Here is a 14,297-nt window from a genome sequence, read left to right as displayed (position 1 = left end):
ATTTCTCCATTTTTAAAATTGTTTTATAAGTCATGAAAATTGCGATTTTTGGATATTATAATGCCCTAAATGCTGGAGATGACCGCATTCAGTACTGCATTACTAAATTACTTCAAGGTAACAATATTGTTTTTCTACCTCATTATCTATCTCCACCACAAGAATACCTACAAAGCTTTGATTGGATATTAATTGGTGGAGGTGGACTGGTCTTTGAAAGAGTAGGAATATGGGTTAATATAAAACAATGGATTACAAGATGTAAGGCTAAAATTGGTGTCTTTGGTTTAGGAGTTAATCGAGTTTCTCAAGATTTACTGCCAGAATTGTTGGATTTAATCGAAAAAGCTGATTTTTTTTATGTGCGAGATGAAATAAGTAAGTCATTGCTCAACGATCATCCTAAAGTAGAAGTGCATCCAGATTTAACTTGGTGTTTTCCTTTTCCACCAGTTGAACCAAATATCTCTAGTAGCAGCAATAAAATTGCTATCAATTTAGCACCATGTCACTGGAAAGATTTTGAGCCAGAAATGTGGATTAAAGTATTATCTCAATTTCAACTTAATCCTTTTCCTTTGAATTTTAATGTGGATAGAGATTTTGATCTACTGGAAAAATACTTAGGGAAAATCCCTTTTCAAGAATTTTCATTGCAACCACTAATAGATAGTGAGATACTCGTTGCTTGTAGATTTCATGCTATCATTTTCGCTATGCAAATGGGAAAACCTTTTCTAGCTATCAATTATGATGATAAAGTAGAAAGATTACTAAAAGAAAGTAATCTTTCAGAATGTTGCTTAGAAACAACAGAATATGATATTTTAGTAGAAAAAATCAATTTTATCCGTGAAAATAAGGGAGAAATTAAGAACAAAATAAATGCATTTACAGCTTTACAACAAGAACGATCAATATACTTAAAACAAGCTATTCAAAATCATCTTGCACATCAAGAAAAAAGGGAAAGTAATTCATTTGCTACTTTTAAGGCAAGCATCAAAAAAATTCTGATGAGGAGTTGAGAAAGTTATGTCTATTGGTTCAATAATTTATCAAATCCGCAAAAAGTATGAGCATGGTCTAGAAACAGCTTACTACAGGGATACAGTTAGAAAAAAAATATTGGGTTCCCAAGCGATTACTAATACATCGGATACTAGTTGTGAAATTCATGTTTTTACTTCTGCCAATGATTGGCTAAATTTAGTCTGGGCATTAAAGTCTTTCTATCATTTTTCTCAGCGTCATTATGCTTTGTGTATTCATAATGATGGAACTCTGACTGATGAAAATCTAGCAACTTTGCGGCATCATTTTCCCAATGCTCGCATTATTGACAGAAAACAGGCTGATGAAAAGGTTTTAGCATCTCTAGCATCCTATCCTCGCTGTTTGGAGTTTCGCAAAACAAATCTTCTCTCCCCGAAAGTGTTTGACTTTGCTCTATATTTGCAGTGCGATCGCTTATTACTTTTAGATAGCGATATCCTGTTTTTTAAAGCACCTACAGAACTTCTGAACCGCATCGACAATCCAGATTATCAACTAAATACACTCAACGCTGATGTAGAGAGTTCCTACACAGTTGCAGCAGATGTGGTAAAAAATCATCTGGGCTTTGATTTGTCCGAGCGAGTAAATTCAGGATTGGGACTAATTCACAAGCGATCGCTTAATTTCGATTGGATAGAAGAATTTCTGGCACTACCAAATATTATTGGACATTTCTGGCGGATTGAGCAAACTATCTATGCTTTGTGTAGTTCTCGGTTTGGAGTAGAACTTTTACCACCTGCTTATGACGTACATTTAGAAGGAAGTATCAACGGTTCTCCATCTCGTCACTATGTCGGCAAAATTCGACACTTAATGTATAGCGAAGGAATTCGCCATTTAGTGCAGAATGGATTCCTCAAGGAGTTACAGCGATGAATTTTGGTAATTCGTCAGATAAAACTTTGGGGGTTTTAATGATGCCAGATTACCGCATTATTAACCCCTATCAAACACTTTTATCTCAAGCCTTGGAGAATCAAGGAGTAGAAGTTTTATTTCCTTGTGGTTATCGTCGAGTATTTCCGATATACAGAGAAATTAAAGCTAGTACAAATAAAATAGATATTTTACACTTACACTGGACAACTCCTTATACCAAAGGAAAAAATCTCATCATTAGATTGTTCTATACAATCAAATTATTAGTTGACATTTTGTTAACTAAATTAGCAGGTGTGAAAGTAGTTTGGACAAATCATGATCACATCGCTCATGATTCTCAGTTCCCAATTCTAGAACAGTGGCTTAAACAAAACTTGCTCAAACTAGCAGATAAAATTATTGTTCACCATGCTTCATCTGTTCAAGATATTGGGCAAACCTATAAGGTAGAAAGTGGCAAATTTGAGGTGATTCCTCACGGACACTATCGAGAAGTTTATAGTAGAGCAATTTCTCAAGTTCAAGCCAGAAAAGCTTTAGAAATCCCACTATCTGGACGTGTTTATCTTAACTTGGGTATGTTACGTCCTTATAAAGGAATTGAAGCCTTACTAAAAGTTTTCGAGGGAAATCAGGAATTTCTAAAAGAAAGTATTCTATTAATAGCCGGAAAACCATTAGATCAAGCCTATGGTCAAAAACTCAAACAGAAAGCTGCTAAAATACAGGGAGTTTTCCTTCATGATCAGTTTGTAGAAGATAGCAAAATACATCTTTTTTTTAGTGCAGCCGATGTCGTAGTTCTGCCTTTTAAAAGTATTTTAACTTCAGGTAGTCTGATTCTGGCAATGTCATACAATAAACCGATTATTGCTCCTCGCAGTAAAAGTATTATGGAAACATTGGATGGAGCCGATTGGTTGCTGTATGATCCAGAAGATGAGCAGGGATTATTACAAGCTTTAAAAGTGAGTACTCAGCTTGATTTACAAAAATTAAGTGATTTAGTTCAGGAGTCATGCGATATATTGAGTTGGGATTTGATAGGCAAAAAAACTCACAAATTATATCAGAACTTAATTGATTAATAGCTAAAAAATAAATAAATTTTTTATTTAACTCAAAAACCAAATTTAATATATAAAATCATGTTACCAAAAATTAGTATTTTAATTCCTTGCTACAATTCAGAACAATGGATTACACAAGCTATAGAAAGCTGTTTAAACCAGAGCTATCCTGACAAAGAAGTAATTGTTGTTGATGATGGATCTACAGACAGAAGTTTAGAAAAAATTAAAAGTTTTGGTAATTCTATCCAATGGGAAACAGGAGAAAATCGCGGGGGGAACGTTGCTCGTAATCGGTTATTAGAACTAAGTACAGGGGAATGGTTGCAATATTTAGACGCAGATGATTATTTACTTCCCACTAAGATTGAACAACAAGCCAAATTTTTAGCTCAGGTTCCCAGTGCAGATATAATTTACAGTCCCAGTATTTTTGAATATTGGCAAAAAGATATATCTAGACAAGAAATTTTACCTATTCCTGAACCTCACGATCCCTGGATTTTACTAGCTCGTTGGTACTTACCTCAAACAGGTAGTCCCCTTTGGAGAAAGCAGGCTCTTTTAGATGTGGGAGCTTGGAAAGCTAGTCAATCTTGCTGTCAAGAACATGAATTGTATTTACGACTGTTAAAAGCAGGGAAACAATTTGAGTATTTTGCAGAATCTGGGTCAGTTTACAGACAATGGAGTGAGTCAACAGTTTGCAAAAAAGATAAATCAAAAAATTACCGTGAACGCTTAGACATTACAGATAAACTAGAAGAATTTCTAGAATCTATGGGTGAATTAACAGAGTCAAGACAATTAGCAATTAATCAAGCCAGGTTTGAATGCGCTCGAATTATCTGGTTATCTAATCCAGATTGGGCAAATAAACTTATTCACCAAATTAAGATGAAGCAAAAAAACTTTATACCTCAAGGTAATTACGCTCCTCAAACTTATAGGTTAACTTACAAAATTTTTGGCTTTTCCATAGCCGAAGAAATAGCAGCTTGGAAAAGAAGATTTCAAATCAAATCTATCACATAAGAAATAACTGTGATTTAAAGGAGAAGTTATGTTAAATAATGAATTTAAAATTCACTCAATTTGTTTAGTTAAAAATGAAGTCGATATTATTGGATACTGTTTAGAACAAGCTTCTCAATGGTCTGATTATATCTACGTTTATGATGGTGCAAGTACAGACGGTACTTGGGAGAAAGTTCTGTCTATGCAAAGCGAGAAAATTATACCCTGGAAACAAGATGGTAAAGTGTTCCAGGAATCTCTACGAGGTGAAGTATTCAATGCCTTTAAGCATCAAGCCAAACCAGGTGATTGGTGGTGTCATCTCGATGCTGATGAATTTTATAGTCCATCTCCGCGTGAATTTCTCTCAAAAATTAGTCAGTTTAATCACGTTGTCTGGGGAATTCCTATCGAATACTATCTAACAAATAAAGATATAGATTTAATAGATTTTAATCAACCTATATCGGAAATCTTATCATCCCTAAAGTTTTATCAAATAGTAAATTCTGAACCAAGATTTTTCCGGCATCGTGATGGATTGATTTGGGATACTGGTTCCTGGCCACACCACATGGGAGTAGTTAATAAAGAACGGATTTTATATAAACACTACAAATACAGAACTCCTGCACAAATTCAGAAAAGACTAGATACTCGTCGTCTAGCTAGAGAACGAGGTTTTCCTGGATGGGATCATGCTGTAGAACAAGATTGGCGAGAAAAAATTGCCAATCCTGAACAATTAAATTACGATGCTCTAGATGGAAATTATGTGATCAATACAGATAATCTCCCTAATCATTTAGAATCTTTACCTCGCAGAATCATGAAAAGATTTATGCATGGTGTTGGTATCTGGACTTAGTTATCATTTTAAAATTTATAACTGAGGAATAAAAATGAAATTATACTATGCAAACAAAACCAGAAGTTATGTTCCCTTTGCTAACTTTGGAGATGATCTTAATGGCTGGCTTTGGCCACAACTTTTACCAGGAGTCTTTAATGATAGTGCTTCTGAGACAGCATTTGTCGGATTTGGCACGTTACTAAATGAAAATTTGCCTAAATTCAAGCAAACTATTATTTTTGGTACAGGCCATGGATTTGGTAATCTTCCCCAGATAGATAATACATGGACAATATATTGCGTCAGAGGACCTCTAACTGCTGCTGCTTTAAACATTCCACCAGAGTTTGGAATTGCTGATACGGCTATTTTAGTCAACCGAGTTTATCGTCCTATTGATACGAAGAAAAAGTATAAATTGGCTTTCATTCCCTATGCATGGGAGATGGAAAGTAGCCCAGAAATATTTTTAGAAGTTTGTCGCCAATTAGATTACATTTGTATTGATCCACGCTGGGAGGTGGAAAAAGTTCTTCAGGAAATTAGCAAATCCGAACTTGTTGTTAGTGCTGCCATGCATGGTGCAATAGTTGCTGACGCATTACGTGTACCTTGGATTTCTCTAAAATCTAATGCGGGTATCCCTGATTTTAAATGGACTGACTTCTGTCAATCATTAAGTCTTGAATACAAACTCAATCGGTTTTATCGATTTAATAGTATTAGTCAGAAAATTCCTGGATTAAAATTTTTGGAAATCAAACGCATGACTTCTTATATTCGACAACTGGTGAACCAATCTCAGTTTCAGTTAAGTAAAGATAATATTATGGAGAATAAATTAGATCAATTATATGAAAAAATGGATCTGTTTAAACAAGACTTAAAAGCTGGGAAATTTAAGTAATTAATATCAAAATTAATTAAATATGGTATTTTTTTCCGTTGTTATTCCTGTTTTCAATAGAGTTGATATGATCAAATCAACAATTGACTCCATATTTAATCAAAATTTTGATAACTATGAAGTGATTGTTGTCGATGATGGTTCAACAGACCATACAATTGATGCCTTAGCACAGTATGGAAACAATATAAAAATTCTGCAACAGAAAAACCAAGGTCCCGGAAAAGCCAGAAATATGGCTATTCAAATTGCTCAAGGAGAATATATTGCCTTTCTTGATAGCGATGATATATGGTTTCCCTGGACTTTAGAAGTTTATGCAGCAGTCATTAGAGAAACTAATAAACCTGCTTTTTTGGCAGGTAAAGCTATTTTTTTCAGTGATGAAAATGAGTTAAATGTTGTTCAAGGTTCACAACTAAACTATACTGCTTACAAAGATTTACTGTTATCAAATAAAAATGCCAATTCATTTCTCACTAGTTCCGTTACCGTTCGTCGAGATATTCTACAAGAAGTAGGTGGTTTTACAGATAAATGGATCAATTCTGAAGATAATGATTTGTGGTTGAGATTAGGAACAGCAACGGGATTTATTTACATTAACTCTCCTTTCGTGTTAGCCTATCGTCAACATTCTAATAGTGCAATTGCTATTACCAATAAAACTTATGAAGGAACTTGCTACTTAATACAACAAGAAAAAATTAGTCAATATCCGGGTGGTAAAATAAGAGAGAGAGAGAGACTAGAAATATTGACAAGGCATATTAGACCTGTTAGTTTAGGGTGTCTACGTGAAATTGAAATTGAAAAAGGTTGGAATTTATATAAACAAACATTTTTATGGCATATTTGGTTAGGGCGTTTTCGTTATTTAATCGGGTTTTTATGGCTGTTTTTACTATCAAAAATGAGTTACGTCCGTAAAAGAAATAGCTAATGCCAATTTTAAACTCGTGACAGGATTTTTGTCATAAATGATTAACGATTAAGGTAATGAAAACTTGTAAAGTTACTGCAATAATTCCCACATATAATCGATTATCCAAACTCTTAGAAGCCTTGGAGAAAATTTTAGAATGCAATCCTTGTCCAAATGAAATCATTATTCATATTGATGGCAATGATACAACAACTGAGGCAGGACTCAAAAATATCAATTCCCCGTCTATCAAAATTATTAAGAGTTCTGTTCAAGTTGGTCCAGGTGGTGGGAGAAATATAGCTATTGCTCATGCAAACAACCCAATTGTAGCCAGTTTTGATGATGATTCTTATCCTCTAGATACAGACTACTTTGAACGCTTAATAAATCTTTTTAATTCTTTTCCCACAGCAGCTGTCATAGCAGCTAATATATTCCATATTAATGAGACAATTACACCAGCACAATTAACTGGTACATGGGGGTCTAATTTTATAGGCTGTGGATGTGCTTATCGAAAAGAAGTATTTCAACAAACTACTGGATATGTTAATTTGCCAGTTGCTTATGGAATGGAAGAAGTTGATTTATCTCTGCGGCTTCATCATATGGGATGGAGTATTCTTGAAAGTTCATGGCTGAGAGTATTTCATAACACTCAATTAAAACACCACAACAACCCACGTATTACGGCTGCAAGCATCGCTAATCAAATTTTATTAGCTTATTTGAGGTATCCTATCCTCTTTTATTGGTTAGGACTTGGACAGTGCGTAAGCCGTATTTTTTGGTTAATCAGGCACGGAAGAACATCTGGCATTGTGGAAGGTTTATTGCTGATCCCTAAACTGATTACACAATATCATCAACAACGTCAACCAATTTCTGCCAAATCATTACTTTCTTATCTCTATTTACGTAGAAATACTCTTCCTGTATCATTAGATAAGATTTTACCATCGTGAAATTATTGGCTCAATTAATTTCAATGAATTTTAATAATCATACGCTATACTCAATCAACAAAGTCAGTATTTTAAGTAGACATTGGTAGATTTTTTGCAACTTCGCCAATGTGTAGTTTATACTGAATGAGTCTTAGCTCACAAGTTAAAAATCAGGTGAGGATATTTTTATAAATCCTGACCAAAAGTAGCAAAATTGAGTTAATTTCCATACCTGGATAACAAAAGGAGTCTCTCGAATATGGCAAATTTCATTATCTATAACGGCTACTACACTATAGATGGAGTTGTAGTTTCTAATCCTACCAATGCAACGATTAACGGTACAGGCGCTAACGATCTGTTCGTTACTTCTACTCCCGCTGTCACTAACGTCAAGATCAAAGCTGGCGCTGGAGATGACATTTTAAAAGGAACAACTGGTGGCAGACTCGACGGAGAAGCCGGTAATGACACTTTTGATCTCACTGCTACTTCAGGTGTTTATATAGGCGGTGCAGGAAATGATTTTTATAAAGTTTATGATTTTGCCTACACAGCCTTAGGTATCACCGAAACAGGTGGTGGAACAGATACTATTTTTTCACAGCAGGACTTTTCTTTGTCAACCGGTGCAACCGGAATTACACTTACAAGCAATAGCGAGATCGAGAACCTGACTTTTGATGCTTTTAGTGCAGCGATTGTAGGTGAAGGTAATAACCTCAACAACCAGATTATCGGCAACCGCAATGACAATATCTTAAGTGGATTAGCTGGTGACGATACCATTTATGGCAGTTTTGGCAACGATACAATTAGTGGTGGTGCCGGTAATGATCAATTATTCGGTAATCAAGATAATGACATCTTAATTGCTGGAACAGGCACAGATACCGTGACTGGTGGAGTTGGTGATGATAAGTACATTATCGATTCTCTTGATACTGTCGTAGAGGCTGCGGGCGAAGGGACTGATACTGTTGACGTTACCGTTCTTGGCACTGGCAATACTTGGGTTACGAGTGCAGAGGTTGAATTCATCAATATTGGTGGAACTAACGCTGCTAATGTTACACAAACCAACGGTGTTGATACTACTATAATTGGCAACTCGGCTGCTAACATTCTCATCGCTGGGAATGGTAGTGACACCCTGAAAGGAAAAGCTGGTAATGATACTCTCTCAGGTGGTTTAGGTGTTGTTAACACTTTTGAATTTGGTGGTAATGCTTTAGCAGTAGATCCTGTCACAGGATTTTTAACCGAAACAGGGACAACTTTAGGGTTAACAGGTGCAGCAACTAATACCATCGGTAAGGATACAATTACGGACTTCTTTTCTGGACTAGATCAGATTACTCTGGATGTTAGTACCTTTACCGCCGTAGCTGGTTCTGTAGGGTCAGATTTATCAGCGGTTGCGAATGGTTTTGTCTCAGTAAACCAAGCTACTAATAGTGGTCTTGATACTCAAAATTTCTACTTTGTTTATAATCAAGGAACCGGAGACTTGTTCTACAATGTCAACTTGTCTGGGTTCGGTTCTGGTGGAGGCGGAATCTTCGCTAACTTGGTAGCTGGTACCGCATTAGCTGCAACAGACATATCACTCATCGCTTAATAGCCATGCTTGACTTATAGTTAAGCATTTCTCAAAAATAAAATTTGATTTTTACTATTCATATCCTCGATTTCTTTAAGAAGTTGGGGATATTATTTTTAAATAAACTCTTGATTGTAATACCCTCTCTTGATGAAGATACAATTTATCCGTTGTTGTAAAGCCGATAATCCCTACCCATAGAACGTCTCTACCAAATAAATTTGGCGTAGCTTCACGTAGAATTGGTATAACAATAGACAAAGTATTTTTATAAGTAAAAGTTATGGTATGGTCAATAAAATGAAAATTTTCCAAATACTTAGAAGGCGCATCAAAAATATTAAGCGCATGTAATAAATTTATATTTAAAATAATTAAATTCTAAGCTCGTATAATTTTGCTGATATGTAACCATGTATGACAACTTACGGCTGATGCCGCATATCCCAAGAAAAAGGGTATTTTTCCGGCGCGGAGTACTAAAAATCAAAGGTTTCCAGCCCGCATATACTAATCACGCCTATGTAGTCGCTACTTGTAGTCACGGACTTTAACTATTTAAACTTGTTAAATATCAAATATGGTAAGCTTTTCTAGGTAAAACCAAATTAGTACTCTAATCAGTACTTGAAATTCAAATTAAGCTAGGGATAATTTTTCATCCTGAGCAAGAGTACCAAAGTCGAATTAAGTTTTAAACCTAGATAACACAGAGATTCTTCCGAATATGGCAATATTCAATATTTTTGACGGATATTACACTGTCGATGGTACTGTAGTGTCTAATCCTAGCAATGCAACGGTAATCGGTACAGGCAGTAACGATCTGTTTGCCAGTTTTACCACTAACACCAAGGTTAAAGCAGGAGCAGGAGATGATGTTTTAAATGGAGCAGACGGTGCAAGACTCGAAGGAGAAGCAGGCAATGATACTTTTAATCTTGTTGGTCCTTCTGGTGTCTACATAGGCGGTTCGGGAGACGACTATTATGAGGTTTATGATTCTATTCCCTATACAGGGTTGAATATCAACGAAACAGGTGGTGGAAACGATACCGTTTTTTCTACCCGTGACTTTTCTTTGTCAACTGGTTCCACTGGAATCACATTGATAAGTGGAACTCAGATTGAGAACCTGACTCTTGGTGGAGGCGCTGTAGCCGGAGAAGGCAATAACTTAGCCAATGTTATTACTGGCAACGGCCTCGACAATATTTTAAGTGGATTAGCTGGTGCTGATACGATTTATGGCGGTTTTGGTAACGATACAATTAATGGTGGTGCCGATAATGATCAATTACTCGGTAATCAAGGAAATGACATCTTAATTGCTGGAACAGGTGCAGATACCTTGGCTGGGGGAACAGAAAATGATATTTACATCGTTGACTCTCTTGATGATGTACTAGAGGCTGCTGGTGAAGGCACTGATACTGTTGACGTTACTGTTCTTGGTACTGGCAATACTTGGGTTACGAGTGCAGAGGTTGAGTTAATTAATATCGCTGGCACCAATGTTGCCAATGTCAGACAGACCAACGATGTTGATACCACTATCATTGGAAACTCTGGTGCTAATATTCTCAGATCTTCCGGGGGTAACGATTTCCTTAACGGAAAGGCTGGTAATGACACTCTCAGAGGTTTTAGTGGCGCTGATACTTATGCATTTGGTGGTCAAGCTCTAGCTGTAGAACCAGTCACAGGGTTTTTAGGGGAAACAGGGACAACTTTAGGCTTCTCTGGGGCTACAACTACTACTGTCGGTAAGGATACAATTGTGGGCTTCGCATCGGGAACAGATAAAATTGCTTTAGATGTTAGCACCTTTCAAGCTGTAGCAGGTTCTGTGGGGTCAGATTTATCAGCAGTTGCTAATGGTTTTATCTCAGTTAACCAAGCTAACAACTCTGGTCTTGACAGTCAAAATGCTTACTTTGTTTACAATCAAGGAACCGGAGACTTATTCTACAATGAAAATCTATCGGCTTTTGGTACTGGAGCAGGTGGGGTCTTCGCTCAATTGGGGTCTGGTACCGTACTAGCCGCGACAGATATATCACTCATCGCTTAACAGCCATGCTTGACTTATAGTTAAGCATCTTTCAAAAGTAAAATTTAATATTCAGTTTTTAGATCCTCGACTTCTTAAAGAAGTGGAGGATCTCATTTTAGTATTAGAAAGATATTCCTCATCCATGCCTACAAAACCTTATAATTGGATCTCCTGCCAGATTGGAGCGCGTGAGCATTACACCATACCTAGAGCTTTACAACAGCAGGGACAGCTTGCTCACTTGATTACAGATGCTTGGGTATCACCTCAATCTCCACTCAATTTTTTACCCAAATCTTTCTTAGCTAATTTACGGGAAAGATACCACCCAGATTTAGATCAAGCATCTGTTCACGCTTTCAATAGTTCTTTAATTAGATTTGAATTAACTCAACGTCTGCAAAAAAGGACAGGCTGGGAACGAGTTATTGCTCGTAATCAATGGTTTCAACAACAGACAATCAAGACCTTAACAAGGCTATCTGACCAGATTACAACTCCTCCCATACTATTTTCTTACAGCTATGCGGCTTTAGACATTTTTCGATTTGCAAAACAACAGGGATGGTATACAATACTAGGCCAAATTGACCCAGGTTTGTGGGAAGAAAAAATGGTCACACAAGAGTATGAACAATACCCCCAATATCGTGCAGATTGGCAACCCGCACCTCCTGAATATTGGCAAAGCTGGAGAGAAGAATGTACTCTAGCGGATGCTATTGTGGTCAATTCTAATTGGTCGCGTCAACTCTTAGAAAAAACAGGTGTTGAGCCTAAAAAAATCCATATCATTCCCTTAGTATATACTCCACCAGAGGCAGCTAGTAACTTTGTCCGCACTTCTCCAGAATTATTTTCTCAAGAGCGTCCTTTAAGGGTATTATTTTTGGGACAGGTAATTTTGCGAAAAGGAATTGCGGCTGTATTAGATGCTATCCAACATCTTGACGGATATCCTGTTGAGTTCTGGATTGTCGGCTCTGTACAAATTGAGATTCCATCTCATTTCCAAAACCATCCGCAAATTCGTTGGTTAGGTCATGTTAACAGGAGTGAAACAGCACAATATTACCAGATGGCAGATGTGTTTTTGTTCCCGACTATTTCCGATGGGTTTGGATTAACTCAACTAGAAGCACAAGCTTGGAAATTACCTATTATTGCTTCTCGTTCCTGTGGTGAAGTGGTTGTAGATGGTGTGAATGGTTGGATTTTGGAGGAAGTTAGTGGTAATAAAATTGCTGATTTGATAGAGTCTATTTTGCGAGATACAGCGCAATTACGATATTTGTCTAACGGTTTAGCTTCACTATCGAAGTTTAGTCTTGAAAATTTATTTCAGTCATTAAAAACTTCCATTCTCTAAGAGGATGTTTTGAAAGTATTGGGCGAATATAATAGAGCCTACGGCTCCCGTAATGGATAAGCTACTACATACACAAGCAAAGTCCACCTGCGTGGACTAACGAAAAATCAATCTTTTCAACCCAGGCGGGTTTGGTCTGTTTAGCCGCAACTTCTAGTCGCCATATCCAGACTTTCTTAAATAGAAGAATTTCAGAGGGAACAGGAAGCAACTCTTAACAGAAAAAACTCATGTTTAAAAACATGAGATTGAAATAATGACACTGTTTTTTTCGTGTCACTCTCCTTGTAAAAACATCCTTTTTTTTGACTGAGCTTTAAACTCTTAAACTTTAGTTTTTTATTTGTTCCCTGTTCACCGTTCCCTGTTCCCTGTTCCCTGTTCCCTTCTTTTGTAAGTATGAAATATGATCGTGTTCAAAAAATTAGTGTCATTTTCTATTCTATACTGCCATCTCCTTATCAAAGAGACTTATTCTTAGAAATTTCTCGGTGTTCACAAGTAGACCTGACTGTATATTATCTAGAACCAGCTTGTGCCGATTCTCCTTGGCCTGAAAAACCTTTACAACCGTATGAACACGTATTACCAGGGTTTCATTTAGCTTGGGGTTTATCTCGATTTCATTTTAACTGGCATTTTCCATCAACCACTAAAGCTGATGTGGTGGTGCTAAATGGTTATATGAATGTAACTACTCAATTGTTACTCAGATTGCAAGCTCAAAAAGTTCCTTGTATTTTTTGGGGTGAAAAAATGGTGGGTAGTTCACAGGGAATTAAAGGAAAATTACAAAAATACCTAGCCGATAGTTTAAAATATTGTCGAGCGATCGCAGCCATTGGCACTAAAGCACAACAAGACTATCAACAACGGTTTCCTGATAAACCTATTTTTAACATTCCTTACTATTGTGATTTAACTACTTTTAGCCAAGATTTACCCCAGCGTCCACGCAATCCCATTACTATTCTATTTTGTGGTCAGATGATTGCCCGCAAAGGAGTCGATGTTCTGATTCAAGCATTTGATCATCTGATTCAAGCTGATTTAAATGCTCGTTTATTGCTAGTGGGAAGAGAAGCAGAACTTCCTCAATTGTTAGAAGTGTTACCCATTATGACTCGGCAAAAAATTGAATATGCAGGATTTCAAGCTCCTGAAAAATTGCCTGATTTTTTTCGACAAGCTGATATATTTGTCTTACCTAGTCGATATGATGGCTGGGGAGTAGTTGTTAATCAAGCTCTTGGGGCTGGATTACCTATTATTTGTGCTGATACAGTTGGTGCTGCTTATGATTTAGTTGAACCAGGTAAAAATGGCTTTATATTTCCATCAGGAGATGTTGTTAGTCTAATTAAAATTTTAGTAAATTATTTAAACAATCCAGAAACAATTGCAGCGGCCAGCGAAGAATCACTAAAAAAAGCAATTAATTTTTCCCTAAAAGCAGGTGCAGAAAGTTGGATTGAAGTGTTTCAAAAAGTTGCTCGATAGTGTTTTTATGTTTACTAGACGTTATACAATTTTTGGATGCAGGTGCGCTTAATTAGCAATTAGCCCACGCAGGTGGACTTTGTTTGTGTAGCCCCAGAATTCT

General features: G+C 36.5%; 12 protein-coding genes. All 12 read left to right on the top strand.

Annotated features, from left to right (window positions below; translation table 11 throughout):
- Positions 1 to 32 precede the first annotated feature (32 nt).
- Positions 33 to 1,028 (top strand): polysaccharide pyruvyl transferase family protein, encoded by a 996-nt coding sequence (locus ANA7108_RS0123590; protein ID WP_016953299.1) that lies wholly within the window; start codon positions 33 to 35, stop codon positions 1,026 to 1,028.
- Positions 1,029 to 1,035: 7 nt separating this feature from the next.
- A complete protein-coding gene (locus ANA7108_RS0123585; RefSeq protein WP_016953298.1) occupies positions 1,036 to 1,938 on the top strand; it encodes a hypothetical protein in 903 nt (300 codons plus the stop codon).
- Positions 1,935 to 3,032, top strand: coding sequence for a glycosyltransferase (locus ANA7108_RS0123580; protein WP_016953297.1), 1,098 nt, complete (start codon positions 1,935 to 1,937; stop codon positions 3,030 to 3,032). Before ANA7108_RS0123585 ends, ANA7108_RS0123580 begins: the two co-directional genes overlap by 4 nt.
- A gap of 60 nt (positions 3,033 to 3,092) precedes the next feature.
- A complete protein-coding gene (locus ANA7108_RS0123575; RefSeq protein WP_016953296.1) occupies positions 3,093 to 4,049 on the top strand; it encodes a glycosyltransferase in 957 nt (318 codons plus the stop codon).
- Positions 4,050 to 4,077: 28 nt separating this feature from the next.
- Positions 4,078 to 4,899: a glycosyltransferase family 2 protein gene (locus ANA7108_RS0123570; RefSeq protein WP_016953295.1), complete on the top strand. Its 822-nt coding sequence runs from the start codon at positions 4,078 to 4,080 to the stop codon at positions 4,897 to 4,899.
- Positions 4,900 to 4,933: 34 nt separating this feature from the next.
- A complete protein-coding gene (locus ANA7108_RS0123565) occupies positions 4,934 to 5,791 on the top strand; it encodes a polysaccharide pyruvyl transferase family protein (RefSeq protein WP_016953294.1) in 858 nt (285 codons plus the stop codon).
- Between the two features lie 22 nt (positions 5,792 to 5,813).
- A complete protein-coding gene (locus ANA7108_RS0123560; protein ID WP_016953293.1) occupies positions 5,814 to 6,734 on the top strand; it encodes a glycosyltransferase family A protein in 921 nt (306 codons plus the stop codon).
- A gap of 56 nt (positions 6,735 to 6,790) precedes the next feature.
- Complete coding sequence (locus tag ANA7108_RS0123555; protein ID WP_016953292.1) at positions 6,791 to 7,684, top strand: glycosyltransferase family 2 protein; 894 nt, start codon at positions 6,791 to 6,793, stop codon at positions 7,682 to 7,684.
- Positions 7,685 to 7,925: 241 nt separating this feature from the next.
- Positions 7,926 to 9,287 carry a calcium-binding protein gene (locus ANA7108_RS0123550; RefSeq protein WP_016953291.1) on the top strand — a complete coding sequence of 454 codons (1,362 nt, stop codon included), beginning with the start codon at positions 7,926 to 7,928 and terminating at the stop codon, positions 9,285 to 9,287.
- A 709-nt stretch (positions 9,288 to 9,996) separates the two neighbouring features.
- Positions 9,997 to 11,343, top strand: coding sequence for a calcium-binding protein (locus ANA7108_RS0123545; protein ID WP_016953290.1), 1,347 nt, complete (start codon positions 9,997 to 9,999; stop codon positions 11,341 to 11,343).
- A 124-nt stretch (positions 11,344 to 11,467) separates the two neighbouring features.
- On the top strand, positions 11,468 to 12,694 hold the full coding sequence (locus ANA7108_RS0123540; RefSeq protein WP_016953289.1) for a glycosyltransferase family 4 protein: 1,227 nt from the start codon (positions 11,468 to 11,470) through the stop codon (positions 12,692 to 12,694).
- A gap of 399 nt (positions 12,695 to 13,093) precedes the next feature.
- Positions 13,094 to 14,194 carry a glycosyltransferase family 4 protein gene (locus ANA7108_RS0123535; RefSeq protein WP_016953288.1) on the top strand — a complete coding sequence of 367 codons (1,101 nt, stop codon included), beginning with the start codon at positions 13,094 to 13,096 and terminating at the stop codon, positions 14,192 to 14,194.
- The last annotated feature ends 103 nt before the right edge of the window (positions 14,195 to 14,297 follow it).

This window comes from Anabaena sp. PCC 7108 (genome assembly GCF_000332135.1).
Lineage (GTDB): Bacteria > Cyanobacteriota > Cyanobacteriia > Cyanobacteriales > Nostocaceae > Anabaena.
This window is presented reverse-complemented; position numbering and strand designations above follow the sequence as displayed.

Coding starts and splice junctions, on each gene's coding strand:
- ANA7108_RS0123575 (WP_016953296.1), top strand. CDS start 3,093: ATGTTACCAAAAATTAGTATTTTAATTCCTTGCTACAATTCAGAACAA.
- ANA7108_RS0123555 (WP_016953292.1), top strand. CDS start 6,791: ATGAAAACTTGTAAAGTTACTGCAATAATTCCCACATATAATCGATTA.
- ANA7108_RS0123570 (WP_016953295.1), top strand. CDS start 4,078: ATGTTAAATAATGAATTTAAAATTCACTCAATTTGTTTAGTTAAAAAT.
- ANA7108_RS0123540 (WP_016953289.1), top strand. CDS start 11,468: ATGCCTACAAAACCTTATAATTGGATCTCCTGCCAGATTGGAGCGCGT.
- ANA7108_RS0123585 (WP_016953298.1), top strand. CDS start 1,036: ATGTCTATTGGTTCAATAATTTATCAAATCCGCAAAAAGTATGAGCAT.
- ANA7108_RS0123580 (WP_016953297.1), top strand. CDS start 1,935: ATGAATTTTGGTAATTCGTCAGATAAAACTTTGGGGGTTTTAATGATG.
- ANA7108_RS0123560 (WP_016953293.1), top strand. CDS start 5,814: ATGGTATTTTTTTCCGTTGTTATTCCTGTTTTCAATAGAGTTGATATG.
- ANA7108_RS0123550 (WP_016953291.1), top strand. CDS start 7,926: ATGGCAAATTTCATTATCTATAACGGCTACTACACTATAGATGGAGTT.
- ANA7108_RS0123590 (WP_016953299.1), top strand. CDS start 33: ATGAAAATTGCGATTTTTGGATATTATAATGCCCTAAATGCTGGAGAT.
- ANA7108_RS0123565 (WP_016953294.1), top strand. CDS start 4,934: ATGAAATTATACTATGCAAACAAAACCAGAAGTTATGTTCCCTTTGCT.
- ANA7108_RS0123535 (WP_016953288.1), top strand. CDS start 13,094: ATGAAATATGATCGTGTTCAAAAAATTAGTGTCATTTTCTATTCTATA.
- ANA7108_RS0123545 (WP_016953290.1), top strand. CDS start 9,997: ATGGCAATATTCAATATTTTTGACGGATATTACACTGTCGATGGTACT.